The organism is Ruegeria sp. AE3 (assembly GCF_056542225.1).
Genome location: NZ_JBQFZL010000004.1, coordinates 191956 through 212648 on the forward strand (window position 1 = coordinate 191956; position 20693 = coordinate 212648).

At 61.5% G+C, this 20693-nt stretch carries 14 protein-coding genes; 10 read left to right on the plus strand and 4 right to left on the minus strand.

Features of this window, described 5'->3' with window-relative positions:
• Window positions 1-4 precede the first annotated feature (4 nt).
• The 5 genes from ptsP (at window position 5) to ACR0NZ_RS11030 (ending at window position 7530) form a co-directional block, all read left to right on the plus strand.
• Window positions 5-2248: a phosphoenolpyruvate--protein phosphotransferase gene (ptsP, locus tag ACR0NZ_RS11010; RefSeq protein ID WP_480518891.1), complete on the plus strand. Its 2244-nt coding sequence runs from the start codon at window positions 5-7 to the stop codon at window positions 2246-2248.
• A 149-nt stretch (window positions 2249-2397) separates the two neighbouring features.
• Window positions 2398-3843 (plus strand): glucose-6-phosphate dehydrogenase, encoded by a 1446-nt coding sequence (gene zwf / locus ACR0NZ_RS11015; RefSeq protein ID WP_480473668.1) that lies wholly within the window; start codon window positions 2398-2400, stop codon window positions 3841-3843.
• A gap of 2 nt (window positions 3844-3845) precedes the next feature.
• Window positions 3846-5651, plus strand: a complete 1806-nt coding sequence (gene edd, locus ACR0NZ_RS11020; RefSeq protein ID WP_480495142.1) for a phosphogluconate dehydratase — start codon at window positions 3846-3848, stop codon at window positions 5649-5651.
• Window positions 5652-5655: 4 nt separating this feature from the next.
• The gene (locus ACR0NZ_RS11025) at window positions 5656-6288 is read left to right on the plus strand and encodes a bifunctional 4-hydroxy-2-oxoglutarate aldolase/2-dehydro-3-deoxy-phosphogluconate aldolase (RefSeq protein ID WP_480518893.1); all 633 of its coding nucleotides are present in this window, start codon (window positions 5656-5658) and stop codon (window positions 6286-6288) included.
• Between the two features lie 51 nt (window positions 6289-6339).
• Complete coding sequence (locus ACR0NZ_RS11030) at window positions 6340-7530, plus strand: pyridoxal-phosphate-dependent aminotransferase family protein (protein ID WP_480518895.1); 1191 nt, start codon at window positions 6340-6342, stop codon at window positions 7528-7530.
• 126 nt (window positions 7531-7656) lie between these two features.
• Here the strand turns inward: ACR0NZ_RS11030 and ACR0NZ_RS11035 are convergent, their stop codons facing one another.
• The gene (locus tag ACR0NZ_RS11035) at window positions 7657-8772 is read right to left on the minus strand and encodes a pyridoxal phosphate-dependent aminotransferase (protein WP_480518898.1); all 1116 of its coding nucleotides are present in this window, start codon (window positions 8770-8772) and stop codon (window positions 7657-7659) included.
• 90 nt (window positions 8773-8862) lie between these two features.
• Between ACR0NZ_RS11035 and ACR0NZ_RS11040 the strand changes: the two genes are divergently transcribed.
• Together ACR0NZ_RS11040 and ACR0NZ_RS11045 are read left to right on the plus strand one after the other, a co-directional pair.
• Window positions 8863-9933, plus strand: a complete 1071-nt coding sequence (locus tag ACR0NZ_RS11040) for an SMP-30/gluconolactonase/LRE family protein (RefSeq protein ID WP_480518900.1) — start codon at window positions 8863-8865, stop codon at window positions 9931-9933.
• Between the two features lie 66 nt (window positions 9934-9999).
• A complete protein-coding gene (locus ACR0NZ_RS11045; protein WP_209505660.1) occupies window positions 10000-10782 on the plus strand; it encodes a crotonase/enoyl-CoA hydratase family protein in 783 nt (260 codons plus the stop codon).
• Between the two features lie 140 nt (window positions 10783-10922).
• On the opposite strand, the gene ACR0NZ_RS11050 is transcribed toward ACR0NZ_RS11045, so the two are convergent.
• The 3 genes from ACR0NZ_RS11050 to ACR0NZ_RS11060 all read right to left on the minus strand — a co-directional run bounded on the left by ACR0NZ_RS11050 (window position 10923) and on the right by ACR0NZ_RS11060 (window position 16380).
• Window positions 10923-12086, minus strand: a complete 1164-nt coding sequence (locus ACR0NZ_RS11050; RefSeq protein WP_480518902.1) for a benzoate/H(+) symporter BenE family transporter — start codon at window positions 12084-12086, stop codon at window positions 10923-10925.
• A 135-nt stretch (window positions 12087-12221) separates the two neighbouring features.
• Complete coding sequence (locus ACR0NZ_RS11055) at window positions 12222-15386, minus strand: valine--tRNA ligase (protein WP_480518904.1); 3165 nt, start codon at window positions 15384-15386, stop codon at window positions 12222-12224.
• A 94-nt stretch (window positions 15387-15480) separates the two neighbouring features.
• A complete protein-coding gene (locus ACR0NZ_RS11060; RefSeq protein WP_480518906.1) occupies window positions 15481-16380 on the minus strand; it encodes a phytanoyl-CoA dioxygenase family protein in 900 nt (299 codons plus the stop codon).
• A gap of 164 nt (window positions 16381-16544) precedes the next feature.
• Here ACR0NZ_RS11060 and ACR0NZ_RS11065 point away from each other — a divergent pair, with 164 nt between their 5' ends.
• The 3 genes from ACR0NZ_RS11065 (at window position 16545) to ACR0NZ_RS11075 (ending at window position 20639) form a co-directional block, all read left to right on the plus strand.
• Entirely contained in the window at window positions 16545-18836 is a 2292-nt protein-coding gene (locus ACR0NZ_RS11065; protein ID WP_480518908.1) for a xanthine dehydrogenase family protein molybdopterin-binding subunit, read from the plus strand.
• Entirely contained in the window at window positions 18814-19890 is a 1077-nt protein-coding gene (locus ACR0NZ_RS11070) for a DUF2235 domain-containing protein (protein ID WP_209505670.1), read from the plus strand. The genes ACR0NZ_RS11065 and ACR0NZ_RS11070 overlap by 23 nt, the downstream gene beginning before the upstream one ends.
• Before the next feature lie 131 nt (window positions 19891-20021).
• The gene (locus tag ACR0NZ_RS11075; protein WP_480518910.1) at window positions 20022-20639 is read left to right on the plus strand and encodes a GNAT family N-acetyltransferase; all 618 of its coding nucleotides are present in this window, start codon (window positions 20022-20024) and stop codon (window positions 20637-20639) included.
• Window positions 20640-20693 lie beyond the last annotated feature (54 nt).

A 20693-nucleotide genomic window follows, 5' to 3' on the forward strand; every position in this document is an offset into this window, starting at 1 on the left:
GGCCATGGCAGACGGCACGGAAACAGAATCCCGCAAGCTGCTGGGGCGGTTGCGCGAGGCGATGGCCAGCGAAGCCGCTGGGCAGGAGCGCCTTGATCAGATCACTCATCTGATCGCCGACAGCATGCGCAGCGAAGTGTGCTCGATATATCTGTTCCGCGATGATGAGACCCTGGAACTCTGTGCGACCCAAGGGCTTGCGCCGGAATCGGTACACCAGACCCGGATGCGCCTGGGCGAGGGGCTGGTGGGCCGGGTCGCCAAGACCGGCAAGGTGGTCAACACCCCGGACGCGCCGTCTGAAAAAGGGTTCCGGTATATGCCGGAAACCGGGGAAGAGCGGTTTTCGTCCTTTCTCGGCGTGCCGGTGCAGCGCCTTGGGGAAAAGCTGGGTGTTCTGGTTGTCCAGTCCCGCAAAGCGCGTGAATTTTCCGCCGACGAGATCTATGCGCTGGAAGTGGTGGCCATGGTGCTGGCCGAAATGGCCGAACTGGGCGCCTTTGTTGGCGAAGGCGCGGCCCTGTCGCCACGGCACCAGCAATCGGTTCTGCTGCGCGGCGGCCCGGCGCAGGAAGGTTCCGCCGAAGGCCATGTCTGGCTGCATGAACCCCGCGTGGTCGTCACCAATCCGATTGCCGAAGACCCGCACCGGGAACGCGAACGTCTGAATGAGGCAGTGGAAGAGCTGCGCGTCGGCGTCGACAAGATGCTCGAAATTTCCCGGGATGGTGACACCGAACAGCTCAAGGTGCTGGAAGCCTACCGGATGTTTGCCAATTCCAAAGGCTGGATGCGCCGGATGGAAGAGGACATTGCCCTGGGGCTCAGCGCCGAAGCCGCAGTCGAGAAAGAACAATCCCAGGCGCGCGCCCGGATGGGGCAGGTGTCTGATCCCTATCTGCGCGAACGGCTGGCGGATCTTGACGATCTCAGCAACCGTTTGCTGCGCATTCTGACCGGGCAGGGAAAAACCGACAGCGCCGATCTGCCACCCGATCCGATTCTGGTCGCGCGCAATATCGGCCCCGGCGACCTGTTGGAATACGGTCGGGCGCTGAAGGGGATCATCCTCGAAGAAGGTTCAGTCGGCAGTCACGCCACCATTGTGGCCCGTGCGCTGGCGATCCCTCTGGTGGTCCATGTGGGCCGGATCACGACCGAAGCGCTGAACGGCGACCACGTGCTGGTGGATGGCGATCAGGGCGTTGTTCACCTGCGTCCGGAAGACAGCGTGGTCAGCGCCTTCCGCGACAAAATCGCGATGCAGGCCAAGGCACAGGAACGCTATGCCTCGATCCGCGAAACCCCCTGTGTCACTCGCGACGGAACGCGTATCAATCTGGTGATGAACGCGGGTCTGATGGCCGACCTGCCATCGCTGGGAACGTCAGGTGCCGAGGGTGTTGGCCTGTTCCGAACCGAGCTGCAATTCCTGATCCGCAATAAGATGCCCAAACGGTCCGAGCTGGTCACTCAGTACCAGCGGGTTCTGGATGCCGCGGGCGACAAAAGGGTGGTGTTCCGCACGCTCGATATCGGGTCGGACAAGGTACTGCCCTATATGAAACACGTGGCCGAACCCAACCCGGCCCTGGGTTGGCGCGCCATTCGTGTCGGTCTGGACAAACGCGGCGTGATGCGGATGCAGTTGCAGGCCCTTCTGCGCGCCGCCAATGGTCGCCCGCTGACCGTCATGTTCCCCTTTGTCGCGCAGGCCGAGGAATATCGCGAAGCCCGCTGGGAAGTGAACAAAACCATCGAACGCGAAAAGCGACTGGGCCACGTTCTGCCCGAAACGCTTGAAGTCGGCGCGATGCTGGAAACCCCTTCACTGGCCTTTGCGCCGCAAAAGTTCTTTGACGAGGTCGATTTCATCTCGATCGGTGGGAATGACCTCAAGCAGTTCTTTTTTGCCGCTGACCGCGAAAATGAACTGGTCCGCCGCCGCTATGACACGTTGAATGTCAGTTTCCTGAGCCTGATGGAACGCATTGTCGAACGCTGCGGGCTTTCGGACACTCCGCTCAGTTTCTGTGGCGAGGATGCGGGCCGTCCGGTCGAGGCGCTGTGCCTTGCGGCCATGGGTATTCGCACCCTGTCTATGCGCCCGGCGTCGATTGGTCCGGTCAAAAGCCTGTTGCTGCGGTGCGACCTGATGGAGGTGCGAAAAATCATCGCCGACGCGCGCCATCGCGGCGAACAATCCGTACGTCCGGCCGTGATGGAATGGCTGCGCAGTCAGGTATAGCCCTCAAAACCTCGCTTTTTGGGGAAACTATGCTTGATTTTTTCGCGCAGGCTTTCTATCACGCAGGCAATGTTAGCGGTAACAGCGTGCCGCAGAGCCGTTTCATGCCGTGCTGAACTGATATCGGCAAACTCGAGAAGGAGCCTGTGATGGTTTCACGCGTAATTCCGGTAGAGCCGTTCGATCTTGTGTTGTTCGGCGCGACCGGGGATCTGGCGCAACGTAAGATCTTGCCGGGCTTGTACCATCGGTTCGAGGTCGGCCAGATGCCCGATGGGGCGCGGATCATCGGCACGGCGCGCTCGGATATCGACAGCGACGAATTTCGCGATCAGGTCCGCGCATCGATGCAGGAATTCGCACCAAAGTTCAAAAAGGACACGCTGGACCGGTTCCTGTCTCATGTTGAATACGTGCCGGTGGATGCACTGGGCGATGCCGGATGGTCCGATCTGTCCAAGCTGCTGCGCCCCGACGTGGTGCGGGCCTTTTACCTGTCGGTGGGTCCCAGCCTGTTTTCGGGCATTGCGCAGCGCCTGCATGACGCCGGTCTGGCCACGCCGGACAGTCGCATCGTTGTTGAAAAGCCTTTCGGTCATGACCTTGCCTCGGCCAGGGCGCTAAACGAAGGCTTGCGGGCGTGTTTCAAGGAACACCAGATTTATCGGATCGACCATTATTTGGGCAAGGAAACCGTGCAGAACCTGATGGCGCTGCGCTTTGCGAATTCCCTGTTCGAGCCGCTTTGGAATTCGACCCATGTCGACCATGTGCAGATCACCGTGGCGGAAACCGTCGGGGTCGAAGGGCGCGGGGCCTATTACGATCAATCCGGCGCGATGCGGGACATGATCCAGAACCATCTGGTGCAGTTGCTGTGCCTAACCGCGATGGAACCTCCGTCAAAGTTCTCTCCCAACGCGGTGCGTGACGAGAAGGTCAAGGTGATCGAGGCGCTGGAACCGGTCGAACCCAGGGATATCGCCCGTGGTCAATATCGCACGGGCAAGGGCGGTGACGGATACCTTGATCACGTTGGCAACCCCGCCAGCCGCACCGAAAGCTTCATTGCGCTCAAGGTCCATATCGGCAACTGGCGGTGGGCCGGGGTGCCGTTCTACCTGCGCACAGGCAAACGCCTGCGCGCACGTGCCTCTGAAATCGCGGTGTTCTTCCGCGACCCGCCACACACGATCTTTCCCAATGTCGGCCCGTTGCACGGCAACGTGCTGGTGATCCGCCTGCAACCAGACGAAGGCATCACCCTGCGCACGACGATAAAGGAACCGGGGCAGGGCGGGTTCCGCCTGTCCGATGTTGCTCTGGACATGAGCTTTGCCGACGCGCTGGGTGATGACTCGCAATCCCCGGACGCATATGAACGCCTGATCATGGATGTCATCCGGGGCGATCAGACCCTTTTCATGCGCGGGGACGAGGCCGAGGCCGCCTGGGCCTGGGTCGATCCCATCATTCACGGCTGGGAACAGCGCGGGGACAAACCCGCCAAGTACGATCAGGGCAGTTCAGGCCCCGAAGAAGCACTGATGCTGATGCATCGTGATGGGCGTCGCTGGCGTCAGATCGGAGGGTAATCATGGTTCACTCTGTCATTTCCGACGTCACCAAACGGATCATCGACCGCAGCGCCGATCTGCGCGGCCCCCATATCGACCGGATGGAACAGGCCAGATCCAAAGGTCCCGCCCGTGCGCACCTGTCCTGTAGTGGTCAGGCCCATGCCTATGCGGGTGCGGGTGAAGACCAGCAATCCATGGCCACCGGCACGGCGGGCAATCTGGGCATCGTCACCGCCTATAACGACATGCTGTCCGCCCATCAGCCCTTTGAAAGGTACCCCGCCCTGATCCGCGATGCGATCCGCGCCGCCGGAGGTACTGCTCAGGTCGCAGGTGGCGTGCCAGCCATGTGCGACGGTGTCACCCAAGGTGAAGCAGGGATGGAATTGTCGCTGTTTTCACGCGACGTGATTGCTCTGGCAACTGGCATTGCGCTCAGCCACAACACCTATGACGCGGCAGTCTTCCTCGGCGTCTGCGACAAGATTGTCCCCGGTCTGATCATCGGCGCGCAGGCGTTCGGGCATCTGCCTGCCGTGTTCCTGCCCGCAGGGCCAATGACCAGCGGTCTGCCCAATGACGAAAAGGCCAAGGTTCGCCAGAAATTCGCTGCCGGAGAGGTCGGGCGCGACGAACTGATGGCCGCCGAAATGGCCGCCTATCACGGCCCCGGCACCTGCACTTTCTACGGCACCGCCAATACCAACCAGATGCTGATGGAGTTCATGGGCCTGCACCTTCCGGGCTCCAGCTTCGTCAATCCCAACACGCCCTTGCGCGACGCGCTGACACAAGAGGGCGCGCGCCGCGCCCTGTCGCTCAGCGCGCTGGGAAACAGCTATACCCCGGTTTATCAGGTGCTCGACGAACGGGCCTTTGTGAACGGTATCGTCGGCCTGATGGCGACCGGAGGCTCGACCAATCTGCTGATCCACCTGATCGCCATGGCGCGCGCCGGGGGCATCGTGCTGGATTGGCAGGATTTCTCGGATATCTCCGCCGTGGTCCCGCTGGTCGCACGGGTCTATCCCAACGGTCTGGCCGACGTGAACCACTTCCACGCCGCAGGCGGGCTTGGGTTCACGATCGGCACGTTGCTCGAAGAAGGCTTGCTGCACCCCGATACGCTGACCGTCGCCGGTCAGGGCCTGCACAATTACACGCGGGAGCCCAAGCTAATCGATGGTGAGCTGACCTGGCAAGACGGCGCTGGCCACAGCCTGAATGACAAGATCGTCCGTCCTGCCCGCGACCCGTTCCAGCCCACTGGCGGCCTGTCGCGCCTGACCGGCAATCTGGGCACAGCCGTCATGAAGGTCTCGGCCGTCGCCCCCGAACATCAGGTGGTCGAGGCTCCGGTCCGCGTTTTCCACGACCAGGACGCGGTTAAGGCAGCCTTCAAGGCGGGCGAGTTTACCGGTGACGTCATCGTCGTCGTGCGCTTCCAGGGTCCCAAGGCCAACGGGATGCCGGAACTGCACTCACTGACGCCCATGCTGTCGATCTTGCAGGGCCGGGGCCAGAAAGTGGCGCTGGTTACCGATGGCCGCATGTCTGGCGCTTCCGGCAAGGTGCCCGCCGCCATCCATGTTGTCCCCGAAGCGCTCGACCGTGGCCCCATTGCATACCTTCAGGATGGTGACATCCTGCGCGTCGATGCGGTCAGGGGTGATCTGGAAATCCTCACCGCTGGTGTGCTGGACCGCGCGCCCGTCACCGCCGACCTGTCCGCCAATCAACACGGTGCAGGGCGCGATCTTTTTGATACGTTCCGCCAGAATGTCGGCTCGGCCGACACCGGTGCCAGCATTTTCGGAGTTTAATCTCATGTCCAAATCCCAACGTACCCGCGAGATCTGCGCACTGGCCCCGATCGTTCCGGTTCTGGTTGTCGATGACGTCGCGCAGGCCCGCCCGCTGGCCGAGGCATTGGTCGCAGGCGGTCTGCCAGCGCTCGAGGTCACCTTGCGCACGCCCGCCGCGCTCGACGCGATCCGCGCGATGGCCAGGGTGCCCGGCGGCGTGGTCGGCGCAGGTACGCTGGTCACACCCGAAGACGTCCGCGCCGCCAAAGAGGCGGGCGCGCAGTTTGGCGTCTCTCCGGGCGCAACCGACGCGCTCCTTGCGGCGTGCGAGGCCGAGGGCCTGCCGCTGCTGCCCGGTGCGGCCACGGCCAGCGAAGCGATGGCATTGCTGGAAAAAGGCTATGACATGCTGAAATTCTTCCCGGCCGAGGCCTCGGGCGGCGCGCCCGCACTCAAGGCAATCGGTGCGCCCCTGCCGCAGATCAGCTTTTGCCCGACAGGCGGGGTGTCGATGTCCAACGCCCGCGACTACCTGTCCCTGTCCAACGTGGTCTGCGCCGGTGGCAGCTGGGTCGCGCCCAAGCAGATGGTCGAAAGCGGTGACTGGGCCGGGATCGAAACACTTGCGCGCGAGGCGTCGAAGCTGGCGGATTGACGCCGCGAAGCCCCTCAGTAATGTGGGCGTCAACTCAGACAGGTTGACCCCATGACACAGACATCTGCCCTCTCTCATGGGCGAACTTATTTGGCAATCCCGGGCCCGTCGGTAATGCCGGACGCGGTCCTGCAGGCGATGCATCGTCCGTCGCCCAATATCTACGATGGCGCGCTCATCGACATGATGCCCGCCCTGACCCGTGACCTGCGTCGGGTTGCACGCACAGGCCATGACGTTGCCATCTATATTGCCAATGGTCACGGCACGTGGGAGGCCGCTCTGTCAAACGTGATCGCCCCCGGCGAAACCGTTCTGGCTCCTGCCTCGGGCCGGTTCACCCATGGCTGGGCCGAGATGGCCGAAGGCATCGGGGCAAAGGTGCAGCTGATCGATTTCGGCACCTCATCCGCCTGGGATCTCGACCGAATTGCCGACGCTTTGCGCGCGGATAAAAGCCACCAGATCAAGGCCGTTCTCGCGGTTCATGTGGACACATCAAGCTCGATCCGCAACGATATCCCGGCACTGCGCAAACTGCTCAACGATCTGGACCACCCGGCGCTGTTGATGGCCGATTGCATCGCCTCGCTGGGATGCGACCGGTTCGAGATGGATGAATGGGGCGTCGATGTCACGGTCACCGCTTGCCAGAAAGGCCTGATGACCCCCGCAGGCACAGGCTTCGTCTTTTTCAACGACAAAGCACAGGCCAAGCGGGCCGCCATGCCGCGTGTGTCACGATATTGGGACTGGCAGCCGCGCGCCAATCCCGACCTGTTCTACCAGTATTTCGACGGTACCGCGCCGACGCATCACCTCTATGGTCTGCGCGCCGCGCTCGACCTGATCCATGCGGAAGGGATCGAACAGGTCTGGGCCCGCCATGAACGTCTGGCTACTGCCATCTGGGCGGCCTGCGAAACATGGGCCGAAGGCGGCGCGCTGCATCTGAACGTTGCCGACCGCGCCCACCGCAGCCATGCCGTTACCGCCCTGCGCCTGAACGGGGGGCGCGGCACGGCCCTGCGCGCGTTCACTGAACATCAGCTGGGCCTGACGCTGGGCATTGGTCTTGGGATGGAGGACTACGACAGCTGTTTCCGCCTCGGACATATGGGCCATGTCAACGGGCAGATGGTGATGGCGATGCTGGGCGGTATGGAAACGGCCATGGCCGCGCTTGATATCCCCCGTGGCAAAGGCGCGCTCGAGGCCGCCGCTGCCGTCCTGGCCGCCTGATACACTTCAGACGAACAGCGCTGATCCGCCCCTTCATCTGGCCAAAAATATCCTCGGGGGGAATCGCGCTTTGCGCGATGGGGGGCAGACAGCCCCCCTTTGACCCGATGGCAAGACAGACCAGAGCTAGCCCGTCTTTGTCCGCACCTCCGCTAGCGCCTTGGGCAAGGCGGCCGCAAAAGCATCCAGATCTGCTGTTTCACCACAGCTTACCCGGATGCACCTGTTCTGGGGCGTTGCAAACGGCATCCGGACAAACAGGCCCCGCGCAACCAGAGCCTCCAGAACCGCTCGGGCAAAATCCCCATCCCGCCCGCAATCAATCGTCACGAAATTGGTGGCCGAGGGCAGCGGCTCCAACCCGTTTTCGCGGGCAATCGTTGCTATCCGCTCACGCGCCTCGGCGATTTGCGTCTGAATATGCTCCAGCCACGCACCATCCTGCAACGCGGCCAGCGCCCCGGCCTGCGCCGCGCGGTTCATGCCGAAATGATTGCGCACCTTATTGAAGGCTGCAATCAGGTCGGGCGCTCCCATGGCATAGCCAACCCGTGCGCCCGCCATGCCATAGACCTTGGAAAATGTCCGCATCCGGATCACGCGAGGGTCGTCTGCGCTGACGGGTGCCGCTGTCCCAACTGGCGCGCATTCCACATAAGCCTCATCCAGAATCAGCAGGCACCCGTCGGGCAGGGCGTCCATCGCCGCCACGATATCCGCGCCGGAATGCCAGCTGCCCATCGGATTGTCCGGATTGGCCAGATAGACCAGCTTTGCACCCACCTCGGCCGCCTTCGCAAACAGGGCCGCCGGGTCTTCGTGATCCCCGGCATAGGGAACCTTGTGCAAAACGCCACCGAACCCGGCGACATGATAATTAAAGGTGGGATACGCCCCGTCCGAGGTCACAACCGCATCCCCGGGCCCTACAATCAGACGCACAAGATAACCCAGAAGCCCGTCAATCCCTTCGCCCACAACGATATTTTCGGAGGTTACCCCATGATACTCGGCCAAAGCATGGCGCAGATCGTGGTTCTCGGGATCACCATACATCCAGATATCAGACGCGGCCTGCTCCATGGCCCGGATCGCGCGGGGCGAGGGGCCAAACACGCTCTCGTTGGCGCCAAGACGGGCAATGAACGCCGCGCCGCGCTGACGCTCTTGCGTTTCGGGGCCCACAAAGGGCACGGTGGCGGGCAGGGATTGGGCAAGCGGGGTGTATCGTGGTCCTGTCATGCCTGCAGATAACCCCAAGCCCGAGCTTCGGGCAAGCGCGCACATCATCCCGCGCGTCAGAACGTATTGAAACACAAGTAAGGAGCGCAAATGCGCATACTGTCTGCCATTGTTCTTCTGGGCCTTGCCTATCTTCTGTTCTGGCCCGTTCCCGTTATCCCCGTCGCCGTTGAGATGCCGGAAGATGCCGGTTTCACAGGGGATTTCGCCGAGAACACCGTGCTGGACGCCGCGCAGCTGATCCACTTGCCCGATGGGGAAACCGGCCCCGAAGACATCGCCATCCTGCCCGACGGCGCGGTCTATACGACCAGCCGGTCTGGCACGCTCTATCGCATTGACGGGGCCGACCCTGTTGTGGCCGACCAACTCGGTGGGCGTCCTCTGGGTCTCAGGGCCGGACCGGATGGCGCGCTTTACATTGCCGACAGCTTTCGCGGCGTGATGCGCTGGACCGGGCCGGGCACGCTTGAATCCGTGGTGGCCGATATCGACGGTGCGCCCGTGGTCTATGCAAACCAACTGGACGTGGCGCAGGACGGCACGATCTATTTTTCGAACTCTTCCGACCGGTTCGATCCCGAAACCATGGGCGGGACCAAGCCGACTTCGGTCCTGACCATCTGGGAACAATCCGATACAGGCTATGTCGCCCGTCACACACCCGATGGCCGCACCGAAAAGATTGCCACTGGGTTCGTCTATACCAATGGCATTGCGCTCTCACCTGACGCAGATTTCCTGCTGATCGCCGAGACCGGTCGCGCACGGGTACACAAGCTGTGGCTCAGCGGGCCCAAAGCCGGTCAGCAAGAGGTCTTGCTGCACAACCTGCCCGGCTATCCCGACAATCTCGAAGCACAAGGTGATGGCACCTACTGGATGGCCTTCGCCAGCCCGCGTGTCCCGTCCGAGGCACTGATGCCGTACCCCTTCCTGCGCAAGGTGGTCTGGCGGCTGGGTCCGGCTGTACGCCCGGCACCGATCCATCGGGGTATGCTGGTGCAGTTTGATGGTGAAGGCACGATCCTGCGCACGCTTCAAGACCCTCAAGGCCGTATTGGCATCACGACAGGGGGCCGGATCGTGGGCGATCAGTTCTATGTCATGACGCTCGATTCCCCCTGGTTCGGGCGGATGCCTGTCAGCGATCTGCCCTGACGTCGCAGTGGAATTCGGCGTCCCGTCCGGGCATGGTCGCCGCAACTGAATTTCGGGAGGTCCCCCATGTCACGTGTATCCGTCACCTATCAAGACCATGTTGCCCATGTCACCCTGACCAGAGGTGACAAGATGAATGCGCTGGATGACGCGATGGTCAAGGCATTGCTCTCTGCCGGGCAAGAGGTCGCCGCCTCGGACGCCCGCGCCGTGGTTTTGTCGGGCGAGGGGAAAAGCTTCTGCGCTGGGCTCGACATGGCGAGCTTTGCAAAGATGGCCCATATGGATCCCACCGAATGGCTGATGACCCGCAGCCATGAGGATGCCAACGAGATGCAGGAGCTGGCCCTGATCTGGCGTCGCGTACCGGTGCCGGTGATCTGCGCCATTCAGGGCGTCGCCTATGGTGGTGGCCTGCAAATTGCGCTGGGCGCGGATATCCGTATCGCGCACCCCGAGGCGAAACTGGCGGTGATGGAGATGAAATGGGGTATCATCCCCGATATGGGTGGCATGGTTCTGTTGCCCCGGCTTGTGCGTTCGGACGTTCTGCGTCTGCTGACCTACACGGCCCGGCCCATCGGTGCGCAGCAGGCGATGGATTGGGGGCTGGTCACGCAGCTTTCAGATGATCCGCTGACCGAAGCTCTGGCCATTGCCGAGAACATCGCCGGTCAAAGCCCCTCGGCCATCCGTGCCGCCAAGCGGCTGATCGAAGTGGCCGAAACCCAGCCCCGCGCGGATGTTCTCAAGGCGGAATCCGCCGAGCAGGTTGAGCTGATCGGCAAGCCGCATCAGATGGAGGTCGTGATGGCGCAGATGCAGGGCCGCAAGCCCGAGTTCAAGTGATCACCGCATGAAAGCCGCCGAGCATCGCGAGCCATGTTGTAACGCATCTCAAAATCGGCGTTTTCCGTCATCACGGCCTTACGTTCTGCCGAACCAACCAAGGGGCGATTAATCCCGGCAAGGGCAGGATGCGAAAGCGGCTACCGGATTCTGTTGCTCACCAGATAGGCCAGCCCGCCGACCAGCAGGCCCCAGACCGCCGCGCCCAGCCCAAAGACCGAGATGCCCGATGCGGTGATCGCAAAGGTCAGCATCGCGGCCTCACGCTCGACCGGAACCTCAAGTGCTGCGAAAATCGAATTGGCCAGCACGCCGATCAGGGCGACACCGGTCAGTGTCCCCATCAACAGCGGATCGGCATGGGATGCAAAGCCGGTAATCGCCGCGGCAAAGATACCGAATACACCATAGAACACCCCACCCATGATGGCCGACCAGTACCGTTGCGCGGGATCGGGGTGGCTGTCCTCGTTGGAACACATCGCAGCGGTGATCGCCGCAAGGCAGGTGGCAGGCGCACCAAACGGAGCCGATAACAGGCTCGCCCCACCCACCGATGAAAACAGCCTGCCCGGAGCCGGGGTATAGCCAAAGCTGCGCATCACCGCGATGCCGGGAATGTTCTGGGTCGCCATCGTGACGATAAACAGCGGGATGGCGATTCCGATGGTCGAGGCCAGCGAGAAACCGGGCATGGTCCAGACCGGTGCCGCCAGCCATCGCGCCGGGGTCACCGAGGTGTCGCCTGCGTTCAGTACCACAACCAGCGCGGCGGCGGCAACGGCCGCCGGAACGGCGAACAGCCGGTTGATCCGGCCTGCGATGAACCATGTCAGGATCACCGGCAGGGCTTGCGCGGGCAATTCGACTGCGGCCTGAAAGGGCAGAATGCAAAGCGGCAGCAGAACGCCCCCCAGCATGGCCTGTGCCAGAGTCGTCGGAATGGCGGCCGCTAGCCGCCCCAATGGCCGCCAGAGCCCGGCCAGAACCGTCAGCGCCCCTGCACACAGGAACGCGCCCGTTGCCTCGGAAAACCCCAGCGCCGGAGTCGCGGACACCGCCAGCAGCGCCGCCCCCGGTGTCGACCAGGCGACGCTGATCGGTTGCCGGTACCACAGGCTCAGCACAATGGCGGTCAGTCCCATTGCGATGGCCGCCATCATCAGACCCGAGGCCGCCTGCGCCGGAGACGCGTCCATCGCGGCCAGCCCCTGCAACACGATAGGAAAGGAACTGAAGAACCCGACAATGGCGACAACCAGCCCGGTCGAGACTGTCTGGAGCGGTGGGGCAAACTGTGTCATGACAGCCTCGGGCGGTTGGGGTTGGTGATTGCTAACAAGCGGCGGCAGGGGCGGGCAAGGTCTGAACGCGCAAAAGAAAACCCCGCCGGATCAGCGGCGGGGTTTGGGGTATGAGTATTTTTGAAAAGGTGAAGATCAGGCGATCTCGGCCAGACGGGCCAGCGCCTCGTTCAGCTTGGCTTCTTCTTCCTCGCGGGCGGCGAGGTTGGCTTTGGCTTCCTCGACCACCTCATCCGGGGCCGAGGCCACGAATTTGGGGTTGTTCAGACGCCCGCGCAAGCCACCCAGTTCCTTGGCCAGCTTGCCCTTGGCTTTCTCCAGCCGCTCCTTTTCCGCGCCGATGTCGATGATATCCGCCAACGGCAGGCCGAAGCTCGCACCGGGGGCCGCGATGGAGATCGTGCCTTTGGGCAGCTCATCGGCCTTGGTCAGGCTGTCGATCCGGGCCAGACGCTTGATCAGCGCCTCGTTTCGGTCCCATGCGGCTTGGCCGTTGGCGTCGATCTCGGTCACAAGCATCGGCACGTAGAGACCCGCAGGCACCCGCATCTGCGCACGGGCCGAGCGGGTGTTCTCGATCACCGAGATCACCCAGTTCATTTCACGATCCGCGTCGGCGTCGACCAGTTCGGTACCATAAGTCGGCCAGTCGGCATGGACGACCATTTTGGCGCGGTTGCCGGTCAGGCCCCACAGCTCTTCGGTGATGAAGGGCATGATCGGGTGCAGCAGGACCATGCACTGATCCAAAACCCAGCGCATGGTGGCCCGGGTTTCGGTCTGAGCCTCGGCGTCGTCGCCCTGTAACAGAGGTTTCGACAGTTCCACGTACCAGTCGCAGACCTTGCCCCAGACAAAGGCATATAGCCCGTTCGCCGCATCGTTGAAGCGATAGCTTTCCAGCGCCGCGTCGACCTCTTCCCGCACGCGGGCGGTTTCACCGATGATCCAGCGGTTGACGGCGGCCTTGGGCTTCAGGTCTGCCACATCCTGTTGCGGAACGGCGTCGGTAAAGACCTCGTTCATCTCGGCAAAGCGGACGGCATTCCAAAGCTTGGTGCCGAAGTTGCGATAGCCGGTGATGCGTTCACGCGACAGTTTCAGCACGCCGCCAATCGCCGCCATCGAGGCGTTGGTGAACCGCAGCGCGTCGGCGCCAAATTCGTCCACGATTTCAAGCGGGTCAATGACGTTGCCGGTGGTCTTGGACATCTTCTTGCCCTTCTCGTCGCGGACGAGCGAGTGCAGGTAGACGGTGTGGAACGGAACCTCGTTCACCACGGCCAGCTGCATCATCATCATCCGGGCGACCCAGAAGAACAGGATATCCGCGCCGGTGACCAAAACGCTGGTCGGGAAATAGCGGCGCATCTCCTCGGTATCCTCGGGCCAGCCCAGCGTGCCGATGGGCCAGAGGCCGGAGGAGAACCAGGTGTCGAGGACGTCGGGGTCGCGCCAGATGACAACTGTTTTTGCGCGCTCAGAAATCCGTAGCGGGCCGCCTCCAGAGATAAAATCTTCGCGCCCCGTTCTATGAGACACCTTTCTTTCATAGCTTTGGGAAGCGATTTCAAAATCTTCCGAATACACCTTGCGAGCAGCATTCTTTGCATCTTCCTCTGAAGAGGCGCAGAACTCAATTTTCCTATTTTGCGCGACGATACGAAAGTCTTCCTTTAGTTCGTCAGGAATTGGCAATGTTCCACCGACGGGGAAGCTTCTAGTGAACGCCAATACACGTTCATGGCTTTCTACGTCATCTGGGTGTGGCCCATACCAAACCGGAATCTGATGCCCCCACCACAGCTGGCGCGAGATGCACCAGGGCTCGATGTTTTCCAGCCAGTGGTAATAGGTCTTCTCGCCCGACTCGGGGATGATCTTGACCGTGCCGTTCCTGACCGCGTCCAGCGCGGGGGCGACGACCTTTTCGGCGTCGACGAACCACTGGTCTGTGAACATCGGCTCGATGACGACTTTCGAGCGGTCGCCGAAGGGCTGCATGATCGGCTTGCTCTCGACCAAAGGCACCAGAGCCGCCGGGTCGTCATCCTCGCCCAGTTTGGTGCCCAGACGCGGATCATCCGCGCGGGTCATCACGGCCAGACCGTCAGCAGTGATTTCCTCGACCACCTTCACACGCGCCTCGAACCGGTCCAGTCCGCGCAGGTGATCCGGGATCAGGTTGATCGCGTCGATCTCATTCTCGGTGAACGCTTTGCCGCGCGCGTATTCCTGCGCCTTGCCCGCCTCTTCGGCGTAAGGAGCGCCATCAGCCCGCATCGCGCCCTTGGTGTCCATCAGGCGGTACATGGGAATGCCGCCGCGCTTGGCCACCATGTTGTCGTTGAAGTCATGCGCGCCGGTGATCTTCACCGCGCCCGAGCCGAAATCGGGATCGGGATACTCATCGGTGATGATCGGGATCTGGCGGCGATGCTCTTTCGGGCCAACCGGGATTTCGCACAGTTTGCCGACGATGGGCGCGTAGCGCTCATCCGACGGATGCACGGCCACAGCACCGTCGCCCAGCATGGTTTCCGGGCGGGTCGTCGCGATCGAGATATAATCCCGTTCTTCGCGAAAGATCACATTCCCATCTTCATCTTTTTCCAAATACTCATATGTCTCGCCGCCCGCCAAGGGGTACTTGAAGTGCCACATGTAGCCCGGCGTTTCAATATTCTCGACCTCAAGGTCCGAAATCGCCGTCTCGAAATGCGGGTCCCAATTGACCAGTCGCTTGCCGCGATAGATCAGGCCCTTTTCGTACATGTCGACAAAGACCTTGATAACAGCATCATGGAAGTTGGGTGAGTTTTCGTGCCCGGTGCGTGGGTCACCTGGCGCGCCCGCCATGGTAAAGGCATTGCGCGACCAGTCGCAGGAATTCCCCAACCGCGTCATCTGTTCGATAATCTTGCGGCCGTATTGCCCCTTCCAATCCCAGACCTTGGCCAGAAACTCCTCGCGCGCGTAGTCGGTGCGCTTCTTGCCCTCTTCGGCCATCAGTTTCTTTTCAACCTGCATCTGCGTGGCGATGCCGGCGTGGTCCTGACCAGGTTGCCACAGAGTGTCGAACCCGCGCATCCGGTGCCAGCGGATCAGAATATCCATCAGTGTATGGTTAAAGGCATGTCCCACATGCAGCGCGCCGGTCACGTTGGGCGGTGGCAGCATGATGCAAAAGCTCTCATCACGCGAACGGTTCGCGCCTGCCTTGAAGGCTCCGGCCTGTTCCCAGGCCTCATAGATACGGGCCTCGGCCTCGGCCGCGTTGAATGTCTTTTCCATCGCCATGGGATGCGTCCTGCGTCAACAAATTCGGGTCAGCGCCTGCAATAGCGAATGGAGACGGGAAGGGGAAGGCCCTGCGCGGCGACGATTGCCGATGTCACCCCGTGCCGGTCGCCTCGTTTCCGTACAGGTGCGTGCTTTGCGCCGCGCCTTGTGTCATCGCCTTGGCCTGATCCTCTCGAATGCGGGCATGAAGCGCCAAGGCTGGCGGCGAAAACAATTCGGTCGGTGGTTCGATGAGGATGAAATTGCCCACCCGGTCTTCGCCCCGCGCCAAGACCGCGTAATCGCGGTCCGCCACTTTTTGCTGTGCGTTCGGGTTCAGATACCGGATTGCCAGCCCGATCCGCCGATCGTCCGACATATTGGGTCCCGAGCCATGGATTGTGAGGCCATGGTGCAGCGACATTTGACCCGGCTGCAATTCGATATGCGTTTTGTCCTCGTCTGCCACATCGACAGCCACCTCCTGCCCGCGCGACAGCAGGTTGTTGTCTGAAAACGTGTCGTTATGGGGCAGGATCGGGTTTTTGTGGCTGCCCCTGACAAAGTCCATGCAGCCGCTTGCAATCGTGGCAGGCGACAATGCGATCCATGCGGTCATCTGATCCGGTGTTTCGCCCATCCCCCAATAGGTCAGGTCCTGATGCATTCCCACCACCTGAGTCGTGCGTGGCTCTTTGATGAACAGTTCCGCAGACCACAGCAGCAAGTCCGGCCCCAGTATTCCTTCGACGACGTCCAGAACTCTGGGGTCCAGTGCGATACGGGCGACCAGCGGCATCACCACATGGGCGTTCAGGCGCTTGTACATGTTCAGCGGCAGCGGAAGGTCGGCCACACGCCATGTCTTCTCGATCTGCTCCAGCTCGGCCCGAAACTGTGCGGTCTCATCCGGCGAAAAGACTGTGATGGGAAAGGCAAACCCGTCTTGCCAATACGCGTCGATCGATGGGGCGTCCAGACGGCCCTGTGACAGGGAAATGGGTTCGGGCATGGAGGACCTCCGGCAGGCTGCATTTTCAAACAGCCTACGAATCCCTCTGCGGCTCCTGCAATCCTGTTTACGACATCGGTGTCGCCACACGCTTTCATGCAAGGCGCTGGACATAAGCGAACGCAGGGCTAGTGTCGCCATCAAGGCAGTGACAGGAGCATCCCATGGAAAAATTCGGCAAAAGCCAGCCGGTCAAACGGACCGAGGATCAGAGGTTCCTGACCGGGCAGGGGCGCTATATGGACGATGCCGTGCCCGGCAATGCGCTGTTTGCCGCTTTCTTCCGTAGCCCTGTGGCCCATGGCGATATCACCGCGCTGGATATTGAATCCGCGCGGGATGCCGACGGGGTACGGCTGGTCATGACACTGGACGATCTTGCCGCCTCGGGCATCGATACGGTGATGAATGCCGCAACCTTGACCAACCGCGACGGAACCGGCTCTGCCGCGCCGGATCGGCATATGCTGGCCAGGGACCGCGTGCGCTTTGTGGGCGAACCCGTGGCCGTTGTCATCGCTGATACGCTGGCGCAGGCACAGGACGCGGTCGAGCTGATCTGGATAGATATCCGGGAACGCGCTGCCAAGCTGGACGTGAACGCGGGGGGTGAGGCCCTGCACCCGCAAGCGCCGGACAATCGCGCGTTTGACTGGGGCTTGGGTGATGAAGCCGCGACCAAAGCCGCCTTTCAGGCCGCCGCCCATACCGTCTCGCTGAACGTGCACGACAACCGCGTCATCATCAGCTCGCTAGAGCCGCGGGGCTGTCAGGCCGACTGGTCTGGCGGGCGTCTGCACTTTTCCTATGGCGGGCAGGGTGTCTGGGCGATGAAGGCACAACTGGCGCAAAAGCTGAAACTCGATGCGGATGCGATCCGTGTCACCACCCCGGATGTGGGGGGCGGGTTTGGCATGAAGGTGATGCCATATCCCGAATATTTCTGCGTGGCCGTGGCCGCGATGAAACTGGGCCAGCCCGTGCACTGGATGTCCGACCGGTCCGAGGCAATGCTGTCCGATCACCACGGCCGCGATCTGACCTCGCTGGCCGAGCTGGCCTTTGATGCCGACCACCGGATCACCGCCTACCGCGTTCACAGCAAAGTCAACCTTGGTGCCTATAACAGCCATTTCGCGCAGGCGATCCAGACAAGCCTGTTCAGCAAGGTGCTGATGGGGGTCTATGACGTTCAGACCACCTATCTCCGGGTCGAGGGGTTCTATACCACGACAACACAGGTTGACGCCTATCGCGGTGCCGGACGTCCCGAGGCGATCTATGTGCTGGAACGCGTGATGGACCGCGCGGCACGCGAACTGGGCGTTGACCCGTGGGAGTTGCGGCGCAGAAACTTCATCAAACCCGGCCACTTCCCATACACCTCTGCTACGGGTGAAACCTATGATGTCGGCGATTTCGACATGGTCCTGCGCCGTGCGGCCAGCCAGACCAGCGGGTTCAACGCCCGCAAGGCCGCCGATGCCGAACGCGGTCTGATCCGGGGGCAGGGTCTTTGTTACTATATCGAAAGTATTTTGGGGGACCCTTCCGAGAACTCGAAGGTCGAGTTTTGCGCGGATGGCACGGTGAACCTTTATGTCGGCACACAATCGAACGGGCAGGGGCACGAGACGGTTTATGCCCAGTTCCTGTCCGATCAGACTGGCGTCCCGATGGACAGGATCACCGTCATTCAGGGCGATACCGACCGGCTTGGCCATGGCGGCGGAACCGGTGGCTCGCGCTCGGTGACGGTGCAAAGTACCGCGACCCTCGCCACCATTGACAAGATGATCGCCGCATTCACGCCTTATCTGGCCGATAAGATGGGGGTCGAGGACAGTGATGTGCGATTTGACCATGAAACATTCCGCGCGCCGGGCTCGAACCTGACGCCGACCCTGACCGAAGCCGCGGCTATGGCGCGCGCCGACGGGCGCTTGGACTTGCTGACGCATGAGTCCCGCGCGCAACTGGATGCCCGCAGCTATCCCAATGGCGCGCATGTTGCCGAGGTCGTGATCGATTCCGTCACCGGCGAAACCCGTGTGGACCGCTACACCGTGGTTGATGATTTCGGAAATCTTATCAACCCGATGCTGGCCGAAGGGCAGGTGCATGGCGGGGTGGTTCAGGGCATCGGGCAAGCGCTGTCGGAGCATGTGGTGCATGATGATCACGGACAACTGCTCACGGCATCGTTTATGGATTACGCCTTGCCCCGCGCGGTGGACGTACCCATGATAAAGTTTACCTCGGCGCCGGTGCCGTCAACTTCCAACCCGATGGGGATGAAAGGATGCGGCGAGGCCGGCACGGTGGGCGCTCTGGCCGCTGTGGCAAACGCGGTTCAGGACGCGCTCTGGGATCACGGGGTGCGGCAGGCGGATATGCCTTTCACACCTCACAAGGTTTGGGAATTGCTGACGCATGAATCTGTCGCGGCTAAGTAGGAAGGTTCTGGGATGGCTCGGGCGGCCCTTACGGTCCGAGCACTCCGCCGAAACGCGGCACCGCGAGCCGATCAGCCACGTCATTATCCTAGATGGCACCATGTCCACCCTCGAACCGGGGTTCGAAACCCATGCCGGTCAGACCTATCGCCTGTGCTGCGAAATGGGCAGCAAGGTGTCGGTGTTCTACGAGGCGGGCGTGCAGTGGGAAAGCTGGAAATCCACCATGGACGTGATGATGGGCCGGGGCATCAACCGCCAGATTCGCCGCGCCTATGGCTATCTGGCGTCGCGCTATAAGCCCGGTGACCGGATTTACTTCATCGGCTATTCCCGTGGCGCCTACGGCGTGCGCAGCTTGGCCGGGGTGATCGATATGATCGGCCTGCTCAAGGCCGAACACGCGACCGAGCGGAACATCCTGCAAGCCTACCGCCATTATGAATGCAATGTAAGCGGCACCGCCGCCCGCGATTTCCGCCGCAAGTTCTGCCATGACAACGTCAAGATCGAGATGGTCGGTGTCTGGGACACGGTCAAGGCGCTGGGCCTGCGCCTGCCGCTGCTGTGGCGCTGGGCCGAGGATCGTCATGCCTTTCACAACCACCAGCTGGGCCCGGCAACGCTCCATGGTTATCACGCGCTGGCCCTCGACGAAACGCGCGAGGTGTTCGAGCCGGTTCTGTGGCGATGCAAGCCCGAGTTCAATGGCCATGTGGAACAGGTCTGGTTCCGTGGCACCCATGGCGATATCGGCGGCCAGCTGAACGGCTATGAAGAGGCCCGGCCGCTCAGCAATATCTCGTTGATCTGGATGCTGGACAAGGCCGAGATGCACGGGCTGCCGATGCCCGAAGGCTGGCGCACCCGTTTCCCGACGGATGCCCATGCGCAATCGGTTGGAACCTGGCGCGGTTGGGGCAAGATCTTTCTGCTGCGCAAACACCGCAAGGTCGGGCGGGATCAGTCAGAACGCCTGCATGTCTCGGTCGCGCCGGATGAACTGCCGGGCTGGGTGGCGATGCCGAACCTGCCGACACATCCCGCGCAGTGAAAGGCAACCATGTGCCAGTGACTCCACGATCACCGGCACTTCAATGTCAGGTTCGAGCCCGGAGCAGTCATCCTTCGTTGCTTAAGCAGGAAAATAAATTGCGCATTTGACAACAAGTGTTTGCGGCCCTCATGCTAAAACTTAAAAATCGAGGTGGAACGACCAAAGGTAATTCCATGTTTAGATCATCAACCCGAAGTGAAGCAGAAAGTTTGTTAAGCGGACTTGCTCTTGGATTTTCTGCGGACCCATTCATGCGTTGGCTGTATCCTGAACCTGCCGATTTCCTTACCCACTTCCCGCGAGTAATGGACTTCTTTGGAGGGCGGGCATTTGAACAGGGCAGCGCGTTTCGAAACGATGATTTCACCGCTGGCGCACTTTGGCTTCCGCCAGGCATTTACCCCGATGAAGAACGGCTTGTCGCCTGTTTTGAGCAGACGGTCTCACCAGAAAAGCATAATGCGTTGTTCGAAACCTTTGGGCAGATGGACAATTATCATCCGGATGAGGACTGCTGGCATTTAGCTTTTATTGCGGTCGATCCATTTCGCCAAGGAAAAGGGTTGGGGTCCGCCTTGCTTGAATGCTGCCTCAAACGCTGTGACGAAGATGGAAGACCTGCTTACTTAGAGTCGACAAACCCTACAAATCTATCGCTGTATAAGCGCTATGGTTTTCAAGAGATGGGTCTAATCAAAGCCGACCAAGCCCCACCCCTGTTTCCGATGTTTCGAGCCGCCCAATAGCGATAGATCAAACGGCTGCATTGTCCGGATGCTGTTGAAAAAGTCGATGTGTAA

Excerpts from the sequence above, each read along its gene's own strand:
- ptsP (WP_480518891.1), top strand. The coding sequence starts at position 5 with ATGGCAGACGGCACGGAAACAGAATCCCGCAAGCTGCTGGGGCGGTTG.
- zwf (WP_480473668.1), top strand. The coding sequence starts at position 2,398 with ATGGTTTCACGCGTAATTCCGGTAGAGCCGTTCGATCTTGTGTTGTTC.
- edd (WP_480495142.1), top strand. The coding sequence starts at position 3,846 with ATGGTTCACTCTGTCATTTCCGACGTCACCAAACGGATCATCGACCGC.
- ACR0NZ_RS11025 (WP_480518893.1), top strand. The coding sequence starts at position 5,656 with ATGTCCAAATCCCAACGTACCCGCGAGATCTGCGCACTGGCCCCGATC.
- ACR0NZ_RS11030 (WP_480518895.1), top strand. The coding sequence starts at position 6,340 with ATGACACAGACATCTGCCCTCTCTCATGGGCGAACTTATTTGGCAATC.
- ACR0NZ_RS11035 (WP_480518898.1), bottom strand. The coding sequence starts at position 8,772 with ATGACAGGACCACGATACACCCCGCTTGCCCAATCCCTGCCCGCCACC.
- ACR0NZ_RS11040 (WP_480518900.1), top strand. The coding sequence starts at position 8,863 with ATGCGCATACTGTCTGCCATTGTTCTTCTGGGCCTTGCCTATCTTCTG.
- ACR0NZ_RS11045 (WP_209505660.1), top strand. The coding sequence starts at position 10,000 with ATGTCACGTGTATCCGTCACCTATCAAGACCATGTTGCCCATGTCACC.
- ACR0NZ_RS11050 (WP_480518902.1), bottom strand. The coding sequence starts at position 12,086 with ATGACACAGTTTGCCCCACCGCTCCAGACAGTCTCGACCGGGCTGGTT.
- ACR0NZ_RS11055 (WP_480518904.1), bottom strand. The coding sequence starts at position 15,386 with ATGGCGATGGAAAAGACATTCAACGCGGCCGAGGCCGAGGCCCGTATC.
- ACR0NZ_RS11060 (WP_480518906.1), bottom strand. The coding sequence starts at position 16,380 with ATGCCCGAACCCATTTCCCTGTCACAGGGCCGTCTGGACGCCCCATCG.
- ACR0NZ_RS11065 (WP_480518908.1), top strand. The coding sequence starts at position 16,545 with ATGGAAAAATTCGGCAAAAGCCAGCCGGTCAAACGGACCGAGGATCAG.
- ACR0NZ_RS11070 (WP_209505670.1), top strand. The coding sequence starts at position 18,814 with ATGAATCTGTCGCGGCTAAGTAGGAAGGTTCTGGGATGGCTCGGGCGG.
- ACR0NZ_RS11075 (WP_480518910.1), top strand. The coding sequence starts at position 20,022 with ATGCTAAAACTTAAAAATCGAGGTGGAACGACCAAAGGTAATTCCATG.